Source organism: Mesorhizobium sp. M0514 (assembly GCF_040321145.1).
In the GTDB taxonomy this organism is placed as follows: Bacteria; Pseudomonadota; Alphaproteobacteria; order Rhizobiales; family Rhizobiaceae; genus Mesorhizobium.
Map to the genome: position 1 here is coordinate 58,648 of NZ_JAMYQZ010000020.1, position 20,867 is coordinate 79,514.

Annotated in this window: 22 protein-coding genes and 1 pseudogene; 13 read left to right on the forward strand and 10 right to left on the reverse strand. The window is 56.8% G+C overall.

The features are described 5' to 3' along the window. Positions 1-6 precede the first annotated feature (6 nt). The 5 genes from NKI61_RS11125 to NKI61_RS11145 are packed head-to-tail and all read right to left on the reverse strand — an operon-like array spanning position 7 to position 5,628. Entirely contained in the window at positions 7-1,680 is a 1,674-nt protein-coding gene (locus NKI61_RS11125) for a GMC family oxidoreductase (RefSeq protein ID WP_352839503.1), read from the reverse strand. A gap of 52 nt (positions 1,681-1,732) precedes the next feature. Continuing rightward, positions 1,733-2,875, reverse strand: coding sequence for an ABC transporter ATP-binding protein (locus NKI61_RS11130; protein ID WP_023808161.1), 1,143 nt, complete (start codon positions 2,873-2,875; stop codon positions 1,733-1,735). Further along, entirely contained in the window at positions 2,872-3,699 is an 828-nt protein-coding gene (locus NKI61_RS11135) for an ABC transporter permease (protein ID WP_023808162.1), read from the reverse strand. The genes NKI61_RS11130 and NKI61_RS11135 overlap by 4 nt, the downstream gene beginning before the upstream one ends. Continuing rightward, positions 3,696-4,550, reverse strand: a complete 855-nt coding sequence (locus tag NKI61_RS11140) for an ABC transporter permease (protein ID WP_032906309.1) — start codon at positions 4,548-4,550, stop codon at positions 3,696-3,698. Before NKI61_RS11140 ends, NKI61_RS11135 begins: the two co-directional genes overlap by 4 nt. Positions 4,551-4,584: 34 nt before the next feature. After that, positions 4,585-5,628, reverse strand: coding sequence for an ABC transporter substrate-binding protein (locus NKI61_RS11145; RefSeq protein WP_081725602.1), 1,044 nt, complete (start codon positions 5,626-5,628; stop codon positions 4,585-4,587). Positions 5,629-6,083: 455 nt separating this feature from the next. Between NKI61_RS11145 and NKI61_RS11150 the strand changes: the two genes are divergently transcribed. From NKI61_RS11150 to NKI61_RS11180, 7 genes are all read left to right on the forward strand, one after another. Then, entirely contained in the window at positions 6,084-6,881 is a 798-nt protein-coding gene (locus NKI61_RS11150; RefSeq protein WP_155927420.1) for a FadR/GntR family transcriptional regulator, read from the forward strand. Positions 6,882-6,968: 87 nt separating this feature from the next. Further along, positions 6,969-8,210, forward strand: a complete 1,242-nt coding sequence (locus NKI61_RS11155; RefSeq protein ID WP_023808166.1) for a pyridoxal-phosphate dependent enzyme — start codon at positions 6,969-6,971, stop codon at positions 8,208-8,210. A 38-nt stretch (positions 8,211-8,248) separates the two neighbouring features. Further along, a complete protein-coding gene (locus NKI61_RS11160; RefSeq protein WP_023808167.1) occupies positions 8,249-9,451 on the forward strand; it encodes a M24 family metallopeptidase in 1,203 nt (400 codons plus the stop codon). A 72-nt stretch (positions 9,452-9,523) separates the two neighbouring features. Continuing rightward, the gene (locus tag NKI61_RS11165; RefSeq protein ID WP_031209070.1) at positions 9,524-10,795 is read left to right on the forward strand and encodes a M20 family metallo-hydrolase; all 1,272 of its coding nucleotides are present in this window, start codon (positions 9,524-9,526) and stop codon (positions 10,793-10,795) included. A gap of 29 nt (positions 10,796-10,824) precedes the next feature. Next, positions 10,825-11,292, forward strand: coding sequence for a RidA family protein (locus tag NKI61_RS11170; RefSeq protein WP_023808169.1), 468 nt, complete (start codon positions 10,825-10,827; stop codon positions 11,290-11,292). A 434-nt stretch (positions 11,293-11,726) separates the two neighbouring features. Next, positions 11,727-12,881 carry an aminotransferase class V-fold PLP-dependent enzyme gene (locus NKI61_RS11175; protein ID WP_023808170.1) on the forward strand — a complete coding sequence of 385 codons (1,155 nt, stop codon included), beginning with the start codon at positions 11,727-11,729 and terminating at the stop codon, positions 12,879-12,881. Between the two features lie 104 nt (positions 12,882-12,985). Then, the gene (locus NKI61_RS11180; protein ID WP_032906311.1) at positions 12,986-13,885 is read left to right on the forward strand and encodes an alpha/beta hydrolase; all 900 of its coding nucleotides are present in this window, start codon (positions 12,986-12,988) and stop codon (positions 13,883-13,885) included. A gap of 70 nt (positions 13,886-13,955) precedes the next feature. Here NKI61_RS11180 and NKI61_RS11185 read toward each other — a convergent pair whose 3' ends face one another. Both NKI61_RS11185 and NKI61_RS11190 read right to left on the reverse strand, forming a co-directional pair. After that, positions 13,956-14,279, reverse strand: coding sequence for a hypothetical protein (locus tag NKI61_RS11185; protein WP_023808172.1), 324 nt, complete (start codon positions 14,277-14,279; stop codon positions 13,956-13,958). A gap of 126 nt (positions 14,280-14,405) precedes the next feature. After that, on the reverse strand, positions 14,406-14,795 hold the full coding sequence (locus NKI61_RS11190) for a YybH family protein (RefSeq protein ID WP_352839508.1): 390 nt from the start codon (positions 14,793-14,795) through the stop codon (positions 14,406-14,408). Positions 14,796-15,248: 453 nt separating this feature from the next. Between NKI61_RS11190 and NKI61_RS11195 the strand changes: the two genes are divergently transcribed. Further along, positions 15,249-16,295, forward strand: a complete 1,047-nt coding sequence (locus tag NKI61_RS11195) for a LysR family transcriptional regulator (RefSeq protein WP_352839509.1) — start codon at positions 15,249-15,251, stop codon at positions 16,293-16,295. 996 nt (positions 16,296-17,291) lie between these two features. On the opposite strand, the gene NKI61_RS11200 is transcribed toward NKI61_RS11195, so the two are convergent. Continuing rightward, positions 17,292-17,723 (reverse strand): SRPBCC family protein, encoded by a 432-nt coding sequence (locus NKI61_RS11200; protein ID WP_023808175.1) that lies wholly within the window; start codon positions 17,721-17,723, stop codon positions 17,292-17,294. Then, positions 17,716-18,057: an ArsR/SmtB family transcription factor gene (locus NKI61_RS11205; protein ID WP_023808176.1), complete on the reverse strand. Its 342-nt coding sequence runs from the start codon at positions 18,055-18,057 to the stop codon at positions 17,716-17,718. Before NKI61_RS11205 ends, NKI61_RS11200 begins: the two co-directional genes overlap by 8 nt. A gap of 373 nt (positions 18,058-18,430) precedes the next feature. Between NKI61_RS11205 and NKI61_RS11210 the strand changes: the two genes are divergently transcribed. Then, a complete protein-coding gene (locus tag NKI61_RS11210) occupies positions 18,431-18,700 on the forward strand; it encodes a PhzF family phenazine biosynthesis protein (RefSeq protein ID WP_023808177.1) in 270 nt (89 codons plus the stop codon). A gap of 75 nt (positions 18,701-18,775) precedes the next feature. On the opposite strand, the gene NKI61_RS11215 is transcribed toward NKI61_RS11210, so the two are convergent. Then, complete coding sequence (locus NKI61_RS11215) at positions 18,776-19,474, reverse strand: GntR family transcriptional regulator (protein ID WP_023808178.1); 699 nt, start codon at positions 19,472-19,474, stop codon at positions 18,776-18,778. Between the two features lie 42 nt (positions 19,475-19,516). Between NKI61_RS11215 and NKI61_RS11220 the strand changes: the two genes are divergently transcribed. The 4 genes and pseudogenes from NKI61_RS11220 to NKI61_RS11235 form a co-directional block, all read left to right on the forward strand. After that, positions 19,517-19,642 carry an FAD-binding protein gene (locus tag NKI61_RS11220; protein WP_023808179.1) on the forward strand — a complete coding sequence of 42 codons (126 nt, stop codon included), beginning with the start codon at positions 19,517-19,519 and terminating at the stop codon, positions 19,640-19,642. Further along, positions 19,642-19,971 carry a hypothetical protein gene (locus tag NKI61_RS11225; RefSeq protein ID WP_023808180.1) on the forward strand — a complete coding sequence of 110 codons (330 nt, stop codon included), beginning with the start codon at positions 19,642-19,644 and terminating at the stop codon, positions 19,969-19,971. The genes NKI61_RS11220 and NKI61_RS11225 overlap by 1 nt, the downstream gene beginning before the upstream one ends. Continuing rightward, positions 19,916-20,134 carry an FAD-binding protein gene (locus tag NKI61_RS11230; RefSeq protein ID WP_245276642.1) on the forward strand — a complete coding sequence of 73 codons (219 nt, stop codon included), beginning with the start codon at positions 19,916-19,918 and terminating at the stop codon, positions 20,132-20,134. Before NKI61_RS11225 ends, NKI61_RS11230 begins: the two co-directional genes overlap by 56 nt. Before the next feature lie 602 nt (positions 20,135-20,736). Further along, positions 20,737-20,867, forward strand: a pseudogene (locus tag NKI61_RS11235) (helix-turn-helix domain-containing protein); the annotation flags it as partial.

The window sequence follows — 20,867 nt, forward strand, 5'->3', positions numbered from 1 at the left end:
CTCTTATCAAGCGGACACGCTTATTCCGTCCGCCATCAGTGTCGATCCGGCGTGCGAGATACCTCGTATGAGGTCCGCGCCTTTTTCAGCGATCATGAGTGTGGAGGCATATGTATTTGCGGATGGCATGGTGGGCATCACAGATGCATCGACAATGCGTAGCCCGGTGAGCCCGTGAACCCTGAGTTCCGGATCGACCACAGCTCGGGCGTCGCTTCGCGGGCCCATGCTGCAGGCGCCTACAAAGTGATAGCCGGTATTGCCGGTGCGTCGCGCGAAGTCCAACAATGCTTCGCCGCTTTGAACGGATTGCCCAGGCTCCTCCTCGCCCTCCGCGAAACGAGCGAGGGGCTTTGCAGCGAGAAAGGTGCGAGCCAACCGAAGTGCCCTGACTGCAACGATTTGATCCGTAGAAGCCGAAAGGTAATTTGGCTGGATGACCGGAGATGCCGTTGGATCAGGCGACGCGACGGAAATGTACCCAACGCTTTCAGGACGGTGCTGACTGAACCCGCAGGTGACCGCAGGGAAATCATCCAGAACGTAAACATGACCCGGTTTGTAGCTTCCGGGCGTAAAAATGTACTGTAGATCTGGCCTGTCGACCGAGGCGTGCGACTTGCAAAACGCGTATACCACCGACGGACTGAGAGAGAGGATGTTCGGCGCCCCTGCCAGCCATTTCAAGATATCGACGCCAAGCCGCCATCCTTTCGCTTGCTGGTTCAGGGACAGAACGCCCTTCTTCATCCGTTGATTGATGTGAATGAAGTAGTGATCGCGAAAATTTTGGCCCACACCGGGCAAATGGTGCCGGGTCTCAATGCCAGCTTTCGAGAGCACCGCCCCGTCCCCGATCCCGGCGAGCTGCACGAGGCGCGTCGTGTTGATCGTACCCGCGCAGAGGACCACCTCGCGCCGGCAGTGCACGAGCGTGCGCAGCGACGGATTGCCGTCCTTGAAGTACCAGACACCTGAGACCCGGCCATTTTCGATAAGGAGGTCGCACGCCTGCGCGAAGGGACGGATCTGCACGTTTTTACGTTTCAGGGCGGGGTGAAGGAAACCTGTGGCGGCCGAGATCCGGAAACGGCCCCCAATCATGCGCTGGAAGTAGCCCACACCCGCTTGCGCCTCGCCATTGTAGTCTGGATTGCGCGGGATTCCTGTCGTCTCCACGCTTTCGATAAAGGCCTCGCAAAGTTCATTCTTCCAGTTGGGGTCACTTACAGTGATATTTCCTTCGCGCCCGTGGTAGCGCGCTTCACCCGGACCAATGCGTCGCTCCGATCGACGGAAGTACGGAAGAACATCGTCATACCCCCAACCTGAATTTCCCATCTGTGCCCACTCATCGAAGTCGGCTGCTTGCCCCCTATTGTAAACGAGGCCGTTGAGCGAGCTCGAACCTCCGTAAACTCGCCCCTGGGGAAGAGTTATTGCTCTTCCACCGCTACCTGGGCTTGGCTCTGATTTGAACGGCCAGGTTAGTTGGGGGTTGGTGAGAGTCTTGACGTAACCTGCGGGGATATGGAGGAAGGGATTGCGATCTGGTCCGCCAGCTTCGAGCACTAGAATATTCGACTTGCCGTCGTCACTAAGACGATTGGCGATCACGGATCCGGCAGTGCCGGCACCTACGACGATGTAGTCAAAACTGTCTTTCGGCGTCTTTGCCATCGCGTCCATCCAAATAAAAGTTTCTCAGCTGAGCTAGGAGCGAGCCGATAACTCATTCAGGCAATGGAGTGACGGCGCTGGGCAGCGGAACAACGACTACAGGTTGATCTATGGAAAACTCGTCCGATAGGCCAGGCTTGTTGGGAAGATGGACCTGGAGCCGAATATTTCCCTCCAAGGTTACATATGCAACGGATCGCGACCCGAGATAAACTACCCGGTCGATCCTGCCCTTGAGTCCTTCGCCCTCGTGATTCTCCAGGGATTGGGTAAGGCTCAAATGTTCTGGCCTCACGAAAACCGGGCACTCCTCGCCCTCCCGTACATCGGGATGAGGAATGGTTTCGAGCTTGATGGTCCCCGAGGCGCCACAGTCGAGGTACCAGGTCTTTGCCCGTCGATCCTGACGCAGTGTTCCTTCGATTCGATTGCAGCGGCCCATGAAGTCGGCGACGAACAAAGACGATGGGGCACTGTAGACCTGCTTGGGCGTACCGATTTGCTCGACTTTGCCACCATTCATGATCACAATGCGATCTGACATGGCGAGGGCCTCTTCCTGGTCGTGCGTGACAAGGACCGTCGCGATGCCAAGACGAAGCTGAAGCTCGCGAACCTCTTCCTGCATTCGCCCGCGCAGCTTTGCATCGAGATTGGAAAACGCCTCGTCGAGCAACAACATCGACGCTCCACCGGCCAGGACACGCGCGATCGCGACCCGCTGCTGTTGGCCGCCGGACAACTCATTCGGCCTGCGGTCCTCGTAGCCCTCGAGTTTGACGAGGCTCAAGGCCCAGCGAACCTTGTCCGCGATGACGCTGCTTGTTGCGCCACGCATTTTCGGGCCAAAGCCCACATTTCCCCGGACCGTCATGTGGGGGAAAAGTGCGTAGCTTTGAAATAGCAGGCCGACGTCGCGGCGGTATGACGGCGCTTCGGTTATGTCTTTGCCGCCCAGGATGATCCGGCCTTCGTTAGGAGGGATAAAACCTGCGATCATTCGCAGCGTGGTCGTTTTCCCGCATCCCGACGGGCCAAGGAGCGAAACAAACTCTCCCGGCCAGACGTCGAGAGAAACGTCCTTGACGACATTCATCGCCCCGAACGACTTGGACAGGCCTTGCAATTCCAGGACAGGTTTAGCATCAGCTCGGGGATTTCTTTGGCCGGAAACATTCATTTCAACCACGCTCATTTGGACACCGACACCACTCGACCGAGTGCTTGCAGGCGATTGATCATCAACAGAACGGACAGTGTAATCAAAAGGACGCAGGTGGAGAGGGCCGCGGCGCCCGGGTCGATGTAGTATTGTATGTATTGGTACAGCCAGGGAGGAAGCGGGTTCATCTCACCTGAAAATAAGAAGAACGTCACAGTGAAATTTGAAAATGACGTCAGCCATGCGAAAATCGCACCGGCGAGCACGCCACCTCGAATGCTTGGCAGCGTGATGTAGAAAAACGTTGCGACCCGATTTGCCCCGAGGTTCATGGCCGCGTCTTCCAAACTCCTATCGAGAGTCTCGAGACTTGCGGTCACCGTGATGACGACGCAGGGCAATGTGATGATCAGGTGCCCGAGCAACAGTCGCACCCAGGTCGGAACACCACCAACCGCGCTGAACCACAGGACCAACCCGATGCCAGTTACGATTTGGGGAAACAGCAGCGGGAGCAGGAATAACTGCCGCAGTATCTGGGTCCCTGGCAGCTTAGACCGCTGCAGTGCATACGCTCCCAGCGTCCCCGCGATCACCGCTCCAATGGTGCTCGCCAGTCCCAGCCAAAGACTGGTGAAGACTGCGTCCATCAGACCCGGCTTCATCCCCGGAGTGTTCCGCACAAGATCCAGCAACGCGCCGTACCATTTTAGCGAAAAGCCGTCGGGCGGGATCCGAACGATCTGGCCACTGTTGAAGGAGGCGAACACGATCACGGCCAGCGGGCCTTCAAGATAAATGAAGAATGCCGTAACATAAGCCAGAAGGAGCCCATTCCTCGTGACGCGGAATCTCATGCGACGCGCCTTCCCTTTGAAAGCACCCATCCGTAGGTCGTGAGCAGAATGAGGACGAGCCCCACAAGGACAACGGATTGCGCAGAGCCTTGCGGCCAGTTGAGTGTTGTAAGCATCGACTGCTGCATAAGGGTGGTCATGACGCTGACGTTTCCTCCGCCAAGAACCAGTGGCGCCACGAACGCACTGGTCGATAGGGCGAACACCAGCAGGGTGCCCGCTATGACACCCGGGCGGCTCAGCGGCAAAGTGACATGAAAGAATGCACGGGCAGGTGATGCGCCGAGATTCATCGCTGCGTCGTTCAAGGCCGGGTTAATTCGCTCCAGAACTGCCGCCAGTGGCAGGATCATGAAGGGAATGTTTTCATGAATAAGCTCCAGAACCACAGCGAGTTCTGTGTAGATCAGCCTTTTTGGCTGGGCCCATAGCCCGGTCGCCGTCATCAAGCTGTTGACCGGTCCGTTAGGCCCCAAAATCACCATCCAGCCGTACGCCCGGATAAGGACGTCCGTCAGCATAGGTGCGACCAGGAGAAACATGAGCAAGCCGCGATAGCGGCCGGATCGAGAAATGGCGACCGCCACGGGATAGCCGATGATAAGGCACACCAGCGTGACGGTCAGGCTGATCCTCAGTGTCGTGAGAAGTCCCTTGATCTGTGCAGGATCGGTGAAGATGAAAAAATAGTTCTTCAGGGTCCAGGTAGGCACCATGGCCTGCATGGGATCCCAGTCGTTGAAACTGTATCGAACTAACATGCAGCACGCACCGACCAGTGGTACGAGAACCAGTACCCCTGGAGCAAATAGAGCAAGTGCATGCCAGTCAGTCTTAAGGCGCGTTTTCAACTGCATGAGATCCCAGCCATTACGATCGTTGTAGTTAGCTATTGAAGACCCTGTTCCAATTCTGCACGATCTCAGGCCGTTTGCTGACCAGGTCGAGACGTGGCACTTGAATGGCCTTCGCGAGCTGTTCGGGTGTATGGACCACGTAGGGCGCGGCGGATTCTGAAACGACTGTCTTTTGATTGGTGGGACCATACCAAATGTCGGTTGCGAAGCCGGCCTGAGCTTCGGGCGAAAGAGCCTGATTGATGAAGGCGTGGGCAAGGTCGCGGTTGCCTTTCGACCCCTTCACAAGTACGGCAGCGCCCGTAATCGCGAAATAGCCCTCCTTTAAGGCCGTCGTCACGCCGATGTCGGACCCTTCGGACATGTATGGCTTGAAGTACGAAGGTATATCAACCGCTGCCGTTGCCTGGCCCGCCTGCAGCACCTGAGCGTCAAGCGCTCGGTTTTCGATGAAGGAGAAAACCTGCGGCTTCAGCGCTTTCAATTTCGGCCACGCCGGAGCAAGATTTTCAAGGCTTCCGCCGCCGAGCTGCGCTGCCATCACGGTCAGAAGGAGAGCCTGCGTATCGTTTATAGACGGCACAAGCAGTTTGCCCGCATAGGCTGGTGACCACAGGTCTTCCCAAGACGTTGGGGCCGGACTTTTTGTATTGTTGAGAATCGTGGTGATGTAGGTCCAGAATCCGATGCCAAATCCCCCATCAAGGATGAAGTTTGGATAAACATCCTTGGCATTCGGCACTTTTTCCAGATCAATTTTGTCAAGCAACCCCTGTCGATTGAGAGCGAAGACGCCGACGTCGTCGAGGAATGCGACGTCAATTTGCGGGTCACTCTTCTGAGCCGTGACCTTGGCGATCGACGCTGAGGTCACACCTTCTTCCACCACCACCTTGGCACCGGTGGCCTTCATAAAAGGATCAGCAACGTATTTTTGGATCGCAAGCCCGTCACTGCCGCCCCAGAATTGAACGCGTAGGGTTTGGCCTTCGAAAGAGCCGGCGTGCGACTTGAAAGTGCCGGCCATGGCAGCAGCGGCCGTTGTCGCGAGAAACGTTCTCCTGGAAATCATAGTTACCCTCCTTTGTTGGGGTCAAAGCCCGATTACAGGTATCTGCTTATCAGACAAGTGTCCGATCTGTAAATAGGGAGAGGCGCCCTTGATGACGAAGATCGCGCCGAAACGGAGTTGCGTTTCTGTGATGCGTCGAGGGATTATTTCTCTATAACGTTGTTATCATTGCGCAAGCTGGCCCTCTGAGCCAAGCGGCACCGCGGGGAAGGTGTGCCGCAAGTGAGCCCAATAAAGAGGCAGGCCACTTGCCAACGAGCTAAAATTGCTCGCTTGAGAAACTTTCCCGCTTTACATTTAGAGAACATGTCTGATAAGCAGATGTCGAATTCCTAGGCGTGGCTTTCGGTGCACATTTCATGTGGCGTGACAGCAGCGGTTTCCCCGCATTAGGTTCAGTCAGCGCCGCCCCGCGCCGGAGCGGATCTGCATGGTTTTAACGAGGAGGAACTTCCGTGGGTCGTTCGACTAAATCCAAGTCCTTGCCGGAGGCCGAACGTCACGCGGAAAGCAGCGATCGCGTCGGGCCAGAGCTGACGCGCTTTAAACCCCCCTCGCGCACGTCAATGAGTCAAAATGTGCTCGATCAGATTTTGACGGAAATTCGAGATGGTCGGCTCAAGCCGGGCGAGCGATTGCCATCGGAGCGACTGATGATGGAAGCCTTCGCCGTGGGCCGCTCGACTGTGAGGGAAGCAATGCGTGGCCTGGTCACTCTCGGGCTGGTTACCAACCGCCAAGGTGTAGGCGCGGTGGTGAGCACGCAGGCCTCCAGTCCCTTTGCCTCCATTCGACGGAGTGTCGACGTCGATCAGCTCAATAGGCGTGCTCTGCTGGATCTTCTTGATGTTCGAGAAGCGCTTGAAACGAAGGCTGCAGAATTTGCAGCGCGGCGCGCCACGGCTGAAGATCTCACAGAACTGCGGCAACAGCACAAAGCCGTTGAACGCGAGGTAAAAGCCGGCCGGGTCTATTTTCAGCAGAACGCCTTGTTCCACAAGGCTATTGCAACGGCCGCCCACAATGCTGTTTTGGCTGAATCGATAAATCTGGTGGTCGTGCAAGTGCGAGAGTATCGGGAAAAGATGATGCGAGAGACTCCGCTCATGCCGCAACGCGATGTGAAGGAGCATCTCGCAATTCTTTCAGCGATAGAGCGCCGTGACCCGATCGCAGCCCGTGAGGCAATGGCCGCTCACATTCTCAGCTCGGCTCGCGTTATTGAGAGTCACGGCGACCCAGAACGAAACTAAGCACCCCTGTACAAGGAAAATATTGTTGCGCCCTCGCCGGCGAACGGCCTTCCTTGCGCATTTTTTGAAAATGAGGAAGCGACTAAGATGATTTCCACGAGCCAGATGGACTGGCGGCTACGGTGTCAAACGTGCCGCACGGTCTATGATGTCGGCCCGATGGTGCGCGGCTGCCCGGAATGCGCCATACACGGCAAAATAGGTTTGCTTGAGCTGGTGCGTGCCGCTCCGCTCAATCCAGATGGTTTCACAAAACGTGTCGGACGAGGGCTCGATCGCTGGCTTGATTTTTTGCCGGTTCAAGACAAAGGCGCATTTCTGTCACTGGGCGCGGGTGAAACAGCATTGATTCCTTCCCGCATCATCGGCAAGCGGCTGGGAATTCCCCACCTCTATTTCAAACTTGAGCAGCAGAACCCGACAGCCTCGTTCAAGGATCGCTTCGTCGCGATGTCCGCCAATGCCGCTCGGTCATTCGGCTTTGGCAAGATCGTGGTCTCGTCAACGGGAAATCTCGCTATTTCAGTTGCAGCTTACGCGGCAGCCCTGGAAATGGAGAGCATGGTGATCGTGCCGCACGGAACACCGGCCGGAATTCTGGCGGAGGCCAGTTTCTATGGCGCGCGCATTGCCGTTACCGATCGGGACCTACGATTTGCTGCACTTGAGACGGCTGCACGCCGGGCGGATTGGTTTCCGATTGGCCTGTTCTTGGCAAAACCCGTTCAAAATGCTTTCGGCGTGGAGGGCTATCGCACATTCGCCTATGAAGTTGTTGAACAGCTCGGGGAAGCCCCTGGTGCGATGCTGTTCCCATGCGCGCGAGGAAATGGCCTCTACGGCGCATTTAAAGGTTTCGTAGATTGTCGAGATGCAGGCGTCATAGCAACCCTTCCTCGCCTTGTAGCCACCCAGCCTGAGAAAGCTAACTCCATCGAGGTGTCCCTTGCACGTGGGTCCAACAGTGCTATCGAATTGCCGCCCTTTCAAAGTGTGGCGAAATCCACTTCCGAAACGGTCAGCAGCGACGACGCGCTGGACGCAATCCGAGCATCCGCAGGATTTGGCCTATCTGCTAGTGAAGAAGAAATCCAAAATGCAGCGTGCTTGCTCGCCGAGGAGGGCCTCAACGTTGAAAGCAGCTCGGCGCTGCCGGTTGCGTGCCTGCCTAAGCTTTGCAGGGCTGACGGATTTGACCGTGATCGGCCAGTGGTTTGTGTCCTGACTGCCGGGGGCCAACGGTGGATGGATCAAACCAAAAACGCGTCACCACGCGTGTTCGAAGCCGAGACAATAGCCGAATTTGAGAAATTGCTCGACGCGAAGTGAGCACGTGGTGAGTTGGGAAAACTATAAAGGGACAGGTCGTGAGCGAGTTTGACTTTGAAGTCGTCGAGTATGAGAACCGTCTTGAAGCGGCTCAAACGCTTATGCTGCGTGACCGCCTTGATGCCATTCTGATCACCAGCGAAGACCATTTCAGGTATTTCACCGGGTTTAACAGTCCAACTTGGGTAAACCTGACGAGACCGCGATACGCAGTTTTGCCCTGCCAAGGCGAAATCATCCTTATCATTCCGACCAGCAATTCGGAGATCGCGTTGCGCACTTCCTGGGTCAGGGACGTTCGTACTTGGATTTCACCTCGGCCGGAGGACGACGGGATTTCGCTTCTTCGCGATGCCATCAGCAGCGTACCCTTGCGCTATGGTCGGGTCGGCGCCGAACTCGGTCCAGAAAGTCGTCTCACAATGCCGGCCGGCGACTTTCTTCGGCTGGGGCGCGAAATATCCTCCACCGAACTGGTCGACGCGTATCCCTTGCTGCGCGAATTGCTGATGCGGAAGTCGGCAACTGAGGTGGAAAAGATCCGGGCGATCGGCCAGATTGCGTCTTCAGCATATGAGGCGCTGCCCGCCCTGTTGCGGGCCGGGATGAGCATACGCGAGGCATGCACGTCGTTCCGTCATGAACTGCTCGAGCGCGGCGCTGAAGCTTCTCCCTATGTGATTGGAGTGGCGGAACGCTTCGGCTACCCCTGCATCAACCTGGATCCATCGGCCAAAAAGATTTCGGAAGGCGACGTCCTTGTGATCGATACGGGAAGCACGCGACACGGGTATTTCTGCGATTTCAATCGGGAGTATGCGTTCGGGCCCCTCAACGAAAAGCTTCGGCGGATTTATGAGATTGTTTGGAACGCCACCGAGGTTGGAATCAACGCGACTGAACCGGGGCGCACGATGGGGGACATCTGGCAGCAGATGTCGGATTCGATGCAACAGGCTTCAGGGGCATTCGGCCTGCCGTTCGAACCATTTGAGCTTGGACGTATGGGGCATGGTCTGGGGTTGCGGATGTGCGAAAGCCCGTCTATCGCGCCCGGCGTCGATACAGTCGTCGAGCCTGGAATGGTTCTGACCATCGAACCCAGCATGGCCTATCAAATCGACGTCGACGGCGAGACACGCAGATACGTGTCCGTGCACGAGGAAAACATTGCTGTTACCTCGAATGGCGTGAGTTTGTTGAACCGGCGCGCACCTCGTGAAATGCCTATAATCGGCTGAATTGCACGCCGAGCGCGGCAGCGATGGTTCAAGGCTTGGGTTCGTTACCCAGTCCGACAAGGTGGTCTCCGTATGTCCAGAAATGCGAATTCTAACTCCCTTCAAATGCTGGCGGGCCACGTCGATGAAGACCGGCTCTGGCAGCGGCACCTCGACATGGCGAGCATCGGGGCTACTCCACTGGGCGGCGTACACCGGCTTCCGTTCAGCAAGGAAGACGCGGAATCCCGGCGGTTGTTCCTGTCCTGGGCCACCGCACGAGGGTTTGGAACAGAGATGGACGATTTTGGAAACATCTTCGTGCGTCGGGAAGGCACTGAGAAGGACTTGGAGCCGGTCGTGAGTGGTTCTCACAGCGACACACAACCAAATGGCGGGCGGTTCGACGGTATTTACGGGGTGTTGGCGGCATTCGAAGCGCTCGAGGCAATTGACGATGCGGGAATTCCAACACGACGCCCGATCGAAGCCGTGATCTGGACAGCAGAGGAGGCCGATGCCCAATTCGGCGTTGGATGTCTTGGCTCTCAAGCCTACGCGAACCCCTCCAAGTTGCCGAGGCTTTTAGAGATCAGAAACAACCAGAACATTCCTGTGAAGCAAGCGCTCGCGGAATTGATGGAAGAACATCCCTGCGTCGGCCACAGGGCATTCCAATCGCCTATCGCGTACTATGTCGAGGCTCATATCGAGCAAGGCCCCGAACTCGAAGCGCGAGACAAGACCATTGGCATCGTCACGGCGATACAAGGTCACCGAAGCTTCAAGGTCCAGGTGACCGGGGAAGCAGGGCATGCAGGCAACACACCTGAGCGACTCAGAAAGGACGCGTTGGTTGCCGCGATGCAGATTTTCAGCGAATTGCGGAAGGTCTTCCACGACCCCAACGATGTCGTTCGCTTTACGGTTGGTGAGATGGATGTGGTTCCAAGCGCGATGGCGGTTATTCCGGGATCAGTGGCATTTACTATCGACTTTCGGCATCCGGATCCAGAGACCCTCCGATCTCTGGGCGATCAGATAGCAGTCGTGGCGCGAGAAAACGTAGGGAAGTGTGGCGTAACGGTAAGTGAACTTCGTCATTCAAGTCCTGTTGCCTTCGAAGGCTCTGTTCCAAAAGCAATTTTGAACGCCGTGGAAAGCCTCGACTATTCGTTCATGCGCCTTCCCTCCGGAGCCGGCCATGACGCGCGCTATATTGCAGAGATCGCACCGGCCGGAATGATATTCATCCCCTGTTGGCGCGGCATAAGCCACAACGAAGCGGAGAGCGCAAAGCTCGACGACATGGTGGCGGGGACCCGCGTTCTCGCTCGGACGCTTGTTGAACTTGCCAATCTCTAGCGAAGGGGTTGCAAGATTTGGAGAATGTCATGTCAGGCTTGCGTGAAGCTCAGCTGATCCAGCGCGGATTGATAATGCCAACAGCGCCGGTTCCGGCCGCGAACTATGTCCCCTTCAAGCTTTCTGGCAGCATTCTCTACATAGCTGGCCAAGTGCCCCGCCTAAATGGCAAAACCGCGTTCGTGGGAATCTTGGGTAGGAATATCGACGTGGAGGAGGCGCAAAGGGCTGCACAGCTCTGCTGCTTGAACATCTTTTCGCAGATAAAGGCGGCAATCGGGGACCTCGACAAAGTGTCCTCCGTCATTCGCCTCGTCGGCTATGTCGCATCGACGCCAGATTTTAAGGAACAGCATCTGGTGATGAACGGAGCCTCGGATCTGATGGTCGAGGTGTTTGGGGATGCGGGAAAACATGCAAGAACCTCTGTTGGCGTTGCCGCTCTTCCTCAAGGTGTACCGATTGAGGTGGAAGCGACCATTGAAATCACCGGGTAGGGGCTCGACCAACGCTACGACGCGCAATGCGTCAAAGGCTACAATGTTGGCCCTGGTGACTTGAGTGAGAGCATCGTTACTCAGGGGCGTGATCTACTTTCCTTGCCACGCGGTGCGCTGCTTAGGCTCGGGCCGCAACATGCATGCGGCTCGAGCCGGCGCCGTGCCCTGGTCAATTGATACCCCATCCTCGAGGCCGGTGGCTTGGGGATCGTAGACCTGCTCTTTCTGGTTAGATCACTCACAATGACACTCCGCCAATGTGGTGGGAACGTGTACGGAACGAAGTTTTATCGTCTTCAAGACGACGGCGTCAGACAGCAGATGGCAACTCTACTTTCCAAAAAGCGCAACCAATTCATCCAGCCGAAGTGACATCGTTAGCGGAGTGCCAATGCACAGGCCCATAAACTCAAGCGAACGGTTCCACGCACATGTCAATCGATACCGACTTTCCAGCCACAGCCAAGTTGACATACCTGAACGCGGCCAACGTTGCCCTGATGCCGCGGGCCGCGTCCGACTATGTCGAAGCCTGGCAGCGCGATATCGCGGAGAACGGCTCGCTGAATTTTGACGAGGTTGCAGAAGACCTTGTGTTCGACAAGGTTCGTGGAGCGTTTGCCAAGCTCATCGGCGCGGGTCCCCATGATATCGCCGTTGCTTCATCTGCGAGCGAATTTGTCTCATCCATCGCTTGGGCAGTCATGCCACCAGCTGGAACGCGGATTGTAACAACCGATATCGTATTTCCGAGCACGTCGTATCCGTGGGCACGGGTGGCACGCCATACGGGAGCTGAGATGCATTACGTTGCGGCTCGCGATGGCGTCGTTGACGAAGAGGGGCTCATCGCCGCGATCGACGAACGAACATCGGTCGTTTCCATTTCTCATGTCGAGTATTCCACCGGCCAACGCTTTAACTTGAAACGCATCTCGGATGCAGCGGCCCGCGTTGGTGCTTTTTTCATGGTCGATGCGTCGCAGTCGCTTGGCGCAGTGCCGCTCGACGTGCGTGAAGTTGCTATCGATGCGTTGGTAACTACGTCTTACAAATGGCTCTGCGGCCCATTCGGTGTCGGCCTCGCGTACATATCACCCAAGCGTCAGCAAGCGATGGACCCAGGTATTACCGGCTGGAGATCTCATTCCGAAATCTACGATCTGCAGGCTGAGCGTTGCGTGTACCATAACGACGCTCGTCGCTTTGAGTTCTCAACCATGGCTTACGGGTGCGCGGGAGCGCTTGCGGAGAGCATCGAATATCTACACGCGATCGGCATCCACAACATCATGAACCGGAATTTGGCGCTGGCAGACCAGCTCATCAGGGGGATTTCCGGTCTCGATATTTACGTGGTTTCCCCGCTGTCTCGCGAGGCGCGTAGCTCGATTGTAAGCTGCAAGTTCCCGCATATCGAATCCAAAACTGTTGTCCAGCGACTTGTCGAGAAGCAAATCTTTGTGTCGCCGCGCCGCGATTACTTCCGTATTTCTCCACATCTCTACAATACGCCCCGGGATATCGACCGCCTGGTGGAGGAACTTGCCGCTATCGGCAAGGTCAATAAACGAGCCTCTAAATAAGCGCGATCCAGCTGTTAATCTCGACGCGGGGACGGTCCGTAAAAAACAGCGATCTATCGATCAGGCAAACCGTGACCTTTGTGGATCACGAGAAGGATGCATCCATGCCCAGTCCGGATATGCAGACAATCATCGACTTCTTGAAGAAGCGCCGGATTATCCGCGCGAGCAACCCACCACGGCCGCTTGCTGTATCCCGCGACAGTTTCGCCCCTGTCGGCCAGCTGCGCGCGCTTTCAGATGACGTCGCTGTCGATATCCTGGACGCGGGCGGCGTCCCAGCATATTGGCTCACCCCGCCAGAGGCGGCCACGTCATCGAAGGTCATGTTGTATCTGCACGGCGGAGGCTATTATTTGGGGTCGCTGCGCAGTCATGGCCCGATGGTTGCTCATTTAGGTCGAGCCACTGGCCGCCGGGTGCTGTTTCCTGAATACCGCCTCACCCCGGAGCATTCTTATCCTGCCGCTTTCGACGATACTCTGGCCACCTGGCGCTGGCTCGTAACCAACGGCGGCATCGATCCTGCCAACGTGCTTCTTGCCGGCGACTCAGTCGGAGCTGCACTGGCGCTCGCACTGTTGCATACGCTTCGCGACGCTGGCGAACCGTTACCGGCCGCCACGTTACTGATTTCCCCACTGCTCGATCTAACTGCTTCGGGTGCTTCCATGACCACGCGCGCCGAACAAGATCCTGTTTTTACCCGGGAGGCGGTCATTAGCCTGGGAGTTACCCATCTGAACGGTGCCGATGCTCGCAGCCCGACGGCTTCTCCGTTGTTTGCCTCTCAGACCGGACTGTCACCCCTGCTCATCCAGGTTGGCGGTGCCGAGGTTCTGCTGAGCGACTCCGAACGTCTCGCCGAGGCTGCGGCAAACGTTGGGGTCGATGTTACACTCCATGTCGCCGAAGGACTGCCCCACGTTTACCACGGCGCGCTGGAAGCGCCCGAAACCGCTGAGGCCATTAAACAGATCGTCGAGTTCGCTCGCCGATTCTGAGGCCAGATCCCGGTGTGAAAATCTGTTCCGCGCGGGTGGTGGGAGGCTGATGCAATCGCCTCTGAGGCCGCTAAGATTCTCCATACCAGGGCTGGATCGTTAAGCATTCCTGGTGAAGCACGATAGGGTCGGAGATGAGCTCATATTTCAAATCGTCTGGGTAGGTCACCGCCATGTGCGCATTGGCTCCCGCAAACCGGCGGATAGACGCCCAACAATCCCAATAGGTAATGAGAAAGATGTGGGTGAACTCACCTTGAGTTTCTAGCCGGAAGAACACGCCAAGATTGCCGGGCAGGTCCTCGATCTCATCGATGACAACTTTCCGAAAGTAAAGGTCAAATGCATCGCCGAGTCGACTAGGCACGACGCCATGCCAAGAACGAAGAATCATTGATAAGTTGGCTCCGGTTTCCGTTCAATCGAGCGGCGTTTGTTCATACTTATCAGACAAGCTGATAAGTAGTAACAACGCACGGCAAGCCCAGGCAGACGGTGGTCCCTTGATGACTGGAGCCCGTCACCAGTTGACGGAATACCTGTCGATCACCCAGAGCCACGTTCCATCCGCTTGGCGCCGCGCAACCTCCGACGTTATGTCACCATCGATGCTCCGCGTTGAGGTGAGAGCCAAATCACCGCAAATAAGTGCTGGACGCTGCTCCCCGAGCCTGAATCGTCGTCCTTCCGGTCCTATCCCGGTAACCTGGAGTTTGGAGAAAAACTCATGGATCGCTTCTGTACCTCGCAATAGCTGGCCGTCGTTCATCCCATCGTTGAGTTCAATGACAGCGTCCGGCTCAAACAAAGCGGTCATGCCATCGACATCACCTGCGTTCTCTCTAGATATCAACAGCCGCTCCAACTCCTGGGGATCATAGATCGGCTCTCGTTTGGTCAGATCATTCATAATGGCGCTCCGAAAATATTATGAGAAAACGTGCACGGATCGTATAGTGGGAGCGTGCACTGGACGGAGTCTATCGTCTCCGAGACGATAGCGTCACACAGCAGATGGCAACCCCACTTTCCAAAAAGTGCAACCAACCTTTCCTGCAGAAATGGCAGACGGTTACCTCTGTGTATTGTGGGCAGAGTCCATCAATGGCTGCCCGTGCGATAGCGTCACACGGGCCGAAAAAGACTTGGCAAGTCCGACTCCATCATTCGTCTAGCCATCGCGTCTTTTCGTGATTGCGCTCGCACAAATCGACAAGCCCATCCTGGATATTCGCGGATCCGCTTTACAAAACATCAACTCATCAGATAAGCTGATGGGCGTTCAACTTGTCCGCACTCTAGGAAAACTCATGCCCAGCGAAGTCCGACACCGTGAACGAGAATTTCGCCGTAGGTGGTATTCGTGAGCTGGCCTCATCGCATATTTGCCAACCAGTTTACCGATTTCGAGCTCAAGCTGCTTCGGGTGTTCCGCACAGTCGTGGACTGCGGTGGCTTCTCGCCGGCAGAAGTCGAGCTTGGGCTCACCAAGTCTGCAATCAGCAAGCACGTCACTGACTTAGAAATTCGACTTGGGGTCCGCCTATGCGAGCGAGGGCGAAGCGGATTCGCACTCACCCCGGAAGGACAAGTTGTCTACGATTCAACAACTCAGCTCTTAGTGGCGCTTGAGGAGTTTCGCTCACGAGTTAATACATTTCATTCCGAGCTTGTAGGCACATTTTATATAGGATTCATCGAAAATCTGGTTACAAATGAAAATTTGTTACTTCATCAGATCATGTCAGACTACGTAAAAGCTCACCCCGGCTTGACGCTAAAATTAGTCATCGGTTCCGGTAGTGAGATTGATCGTGCCGTCCAGGAGCGCCGACTTCATATTGGTGTATCTATGGTCTCGGATCGTTGCACAAAGGTGGTCTCTATTCCTGTGCTGAAGGAGACTAGCTATCTATTTTGCGGGCGCGATCACGAATTGTACCGCATCGACGATTCCGCAATCACCATTGGCATGCTATCACGATGTACACTGGTTCAGCACGGCTACTCAGCCGCTGAGACCAGCCTGATCACCAAACTCGATCTTAAACCGCGGGCGACGTCGCACCAGACCGAAGGGATACTGTTTTTGGTGTTGGCTGGCCGTCACTTAGGCTTCCTGCCTTCGCATATGGCGAAGCCTTGGGAAGCGGTTGGGGCGATACGCGCAATTCATCCTTCGGAGATCAAAAAGGAAACTCAAATCGCGATCAAGGCACAGCGCGCGTCCCTCAGCAATCCCATGGTTCAAAGCTTCCTCTCTATTGCCCGCAAGCACAATAATGAGCGCAAGACGGCTTCGTCCGATTCATTGCGGCATCAACGCATCGGTGTCGCAACAAACCGTACCCAAGGAGATCTTAGAGTGGCGACGGCGCGATTAGGAATCGCAGATCCGGCGTTGTTGTAACGCACGCCCGCAAACAATCTCGCTCGAGGACCAGGCCCCGAAGCGCATACGCAATAGACGAAGCGGACCCTGAGCTGAGCAACGATAGCCGTGGCGACCCGCGGCGCGCGTAGGCGGAGATGTGACGATGGAACCGTTCTGGATGCTGTATCTGGATAATTCGAAAGATGGTCTGGCAGTCGGCGAGCAAGTCGCGGAGCCAACCCTGTATAATGCGGGGCATAAGGCTTGCCGCACGGCTCTTCGCGCACTCCTAACGCTTCGATGTTCACCAAGTGGAGTGGGTGTTCAGCCTTCGGTCCCGCTGATGCAGGCTGCCTGGCCACCTACACATTTCTAATTGTCTACCATCGCACGGTGGCATCAACTTCGCCCCTAGCGTCATACCGCCAATCATAAGGTCTCACCATGGAAGGCGCCGTATTGTATATCCCCCGCGAAGACAATGCGGGTGAGGGCTACGAGCCAGGGGATGGAGTTTTGAATGCGAGGCAGAAGAGGACGCTAAAATATTGCTTTCTCATTTTGTCGGGCACGATGACGTTTGTGCTGTCGGGAGGTCAGGTCTGTTTTCGCGCGTTGAGACGCGTTAGCGGTGAACCGTGGGCTTGAGGATTCTGCGCCCACCATTAGCGCCAGCATACGATCGCTACCCGCTATCTCGGATCCGGTGATGCAGCCATAATTTTGGACCATTGCTTCGGACCGGACAACCAGCGGATTGGCCCATCAGGTCGAGAAAGCGTCCACAAACTCACTCGATCATCCCGCTGGCGCCTGTCCCTTTCGCACGTCGTCGTGTCCGATCTGTACGAAGAGCCGCTTGACTCGCGTCGTTAACCCTGCAAGCCCGCATCCTTCACTCCAATCGTTGAACCACGAGGGCGGCGCCCAGAACATCGCAGTAGAATTCGAAAAGTCTGGCCTGTCCCGTTCTGCCGTGGCACGCGCACACCGATGGATGCCGAAATCACCTGTCCTATAGCGCTTACCTCGTCAAATCGTTGCGCCAGTTTCGAGGAGCGACTTGAGGTTTGACAGGATTTGGGGCCAACCGTCCGAGACGCCTGCGATTAACTTGGAATTCTCGACGCCGATCGAATGGGTAACCGTCAGCTTCGCCGCCTCTCCGGCGGCTTCGATCTCCATCACACACCGGCTCTCGCCTTCTGCTTTCATTTCGGGGCGCCATTCATTGCGCCAGGACAATTCAAGCCTGGACGGCGGGCTGAATTCGAGGATCTCCCCGCTGTCGCAAACCGTGCCGTCGGGGTAAATCATCCGCCAAGATGCCCCCCTCTTCCATTCGGTTTCAAAAGTCACGCCGAAGAAATACGACTTCATGAATTCCGTCGTGGTCAGGGCTTCCCACAGTTTCTCTGGCGAAACGCGCATGTAGGTGACATAAACAAAGCGGCTTTCAGCCATGGTCATTCTCCTTCTTGGATGTACTTTCGAGGTGGTCCTTCAAGTCCGACAGCGATCGCAGTTGCGGCCGCTCGAACTTGCCAATCCACCGTTCGGCGATGTCATTGATGGGCACGGGGTTGATGAAGTGAAGCTTCTCACGGCCGCGCCATTGAACCGACACCAGATTGGCTTTCTCTAGGATACGCAGATGCTTGGCGACAGCCGGCCGCGACATCTTCAGCCCCTGGCAAAGTTCGCTAAGCGATTGGCCCGCGCGTCCGTGCAGGCGATCGAGCAATCCGCGCCGGCTCGCATCCGCCAGAGCTTTAAAGACCAGGTCTTCATCATTCATATATGGAACTTTATGGTTTCATGTCCTGCCCTAATACGAAACCTTTTAGCTTCATGTCAAGCCGCAGTTTGTCGTGTTGGACCGGGGTCATCTCCTTTGGCCGAGTTATCGAGCTTAGGACGGCGATGGGCCTCGACCCACAACGAGGCCAATCTGATCAGCGCGCGTATCTTGAAGGTGTTTGGGCTAGGGGAGAGGTCCATTGACGGAAGAAATCGACCACAGGCTACATACCGAACGCGCAATTTGCAGACCGGTGGGCTCCTTTCATCATGAATTTCTGTCACGGCGGGCATGCACATGAGGGTCAGGGCGGCCATGATGCCCGCAACGTCGTTTGAGGATTTTAGAATTACCGTCAGTGTGAAATCACATGCCAAGTTTGACCCGTGGACTAGGCCTCTCTGCCGAAAAAGTCGAGGAACGGAACGATGCGAGAAGTGGAAGCCGCGATCCCGCGACCGGTACGGCGGCCGGCCCGCTGGCCTCGCACATGGTGACGAACGGCCTCGCCCAGCCGGGCAAGATCCGGATCGAGCAAGGTACGGCAATGGGCCGAACCAGCGTCATCCAGGTCCACGGCAATTCAGTAAAGGTTCATGGACGCGGCGTGGTGGTCGCCAGCGGCAAGCTTACGCTTTAGCCGAACGCCTGATCGGCGGCGACCAACCCCTCAGGCGTGCAAGCTTGGCCAGGGGGAGGATCCGCGCAGGCCTGACTATTGGTCGCCGCCGAAAAGCTGGCGCAATCTCACACGCCGGGCACTCTCGATGTGTTCGCGCGCCTGGATCTCCGCGTCGTTGGCATCGCGACGCACGATCGCATCGATGATCGTCCCATGCTCGGCCTGCGCTGCCTGAGGCCGTCCGACCGCCGAATAGGTTGTGCCGGGGAGCAGGCTTAGCGCATCGGCCAAACGGCTCGTCGCCTCGATTAGGTACTGATTGTGGGCAGCGGAATGGATGGCGTTGTGGAAGCGCCGGTTCGCCTTCAACAGGCGATCGGGAGCGTCGAGGAGAGTGCCCAGGGTTTCATGGATGCTTACCAGTTCATCGATCTCGGCCTGTGACGCATGCTGCGCGGCAAAGCCTGCCGCAGCACCCTCAAGTACGCCGCGAAGCGCGTAGATCTGGATAACTTGCGATCGGCTGAGTTCCGTCACGACGACGCCACGGCTCGGACTGTTCGATAGCAGGCCTTCGACGAGCAACTTCTCGATCGCCTCGCGCAGGGGAGTTCGGCTCACCCCCAGCATCTTGGCGGCGCTAGCTTCCACCAGACGATCGCCTGGCCGCAGCGTCCCGTCGCAGATGGCGTCGCGCAGGCGCAGGGCTATGGCTTCCCCTCGGCCGTGCTTTCGCAAATCGTCTTCGGTGAGGGGCGTGAGCATTTCGGTATTCCATGACAGGTCGTCCATGCATCGCTGATTTGAGCCTGGAATGAATTCGATGAGGATGCAATGAAAAGGAAATTCGATGTCGTTGTGGTCGGGGCCGGCAACGCGGCACTTTGCGCGGCGCTGGCGGCACGCGAGGGTGGTGCCAGCGTCGCGGTGCTCGAAGTCGCTCCGGAGGATCGCGCCTGATGCCCGACCTGTCGCAGGAGGAGAAGGACCGCACCGATTTCGGTCAGTACACGGCCGACAATTTCTTCGACGATATCGGCCGCGTCACTCAGTATCGCACCAGTCCGGAATTGTCCGAACGTCTCGTCAACCGCAGCTTCCCGACGCTGCTGTGGATGCGGGAAAAAGGGGGTTCGTTTCGCCCCCATCTATGGCCGCCAGGCATTCAAAATCGACGGCCGGTTCAAATTCTGGGGCGGACTTACCGTCGAGGCCTGGGGCGGCGGGCCGGGCCTGGTCGAAGCGCTTACCGCCGCCTGCCGGCGTTCGCGGATCGAGATAATACATAAGTGCCGCGCCGAACGGCTGGTGCGTGTCGACGATGCGGTCACCGGCGTTGCCGTTCGACATGGCGGACGGACCTTCACCATCGATGCCAAGGCCATCGTGCTGGCCGCCGGCGGCTTCCAGGCCAATCCGGAGTGGCGCACTCGTTATCTCGGCGCCGGCTAGGATCTGGCCAAAGTCCGCGGCACCCGATTCAATCAGGGTGATGGCTTGCGGATGGCGCTTGAAATCGGCGCTGCCGCATGTGGCAACTGGTCAGGCTGTCACGCTGTCGGCTGGGAGCGCAATGCCCCTGATTTTGGTGATCTCGCCGTTGGCGACAATTTTCAGAAACACAGCTACCCCTTCGGCATCATGATCAACGCGCATGGACGCCGCTTCGTCGATGAGGGCGCGGATTTTCGCAATTACACTTACGCCAAATACGGCCGTGTCATCCTCGAGCAGCCCGGCCAATTTTCCTGGCAGATATTCGACAGCAAGGTCTCGCATCTGCTGCGAGACGAGTACCGCATCAAGCAGGTAACCAGGGTCACCGCGTCGAGTCTGGAAGAACTTGTCGGCAAGCTGGACGATGTCGATGCCGGACGGGCGCTGGCGGAAATCTATGCCTTCAACGATGCTGTCGATGTCGATGTCGCGTTCAATCCGAATGTGAAGGACGGGCGCGCGGCGCGAGGTTTGGCGGTGCCGAAGTCCAACTGGGCGAACTGTTTGATCCCAGGCTTTGATGGCGCATACTTTTCGTCCGAATCAAAGGATGCGCTATGTGCCAGGTTCTTCATGGGAGCGCCACGACGACAGAGGCGATCCGTCGAGCGATACAGTCAAGAGAGCCTGAGGGCGCTGGCGAAGCGCTACGGCATCAATCAGAAGACGGTTAGGAAGTGGAGGAACC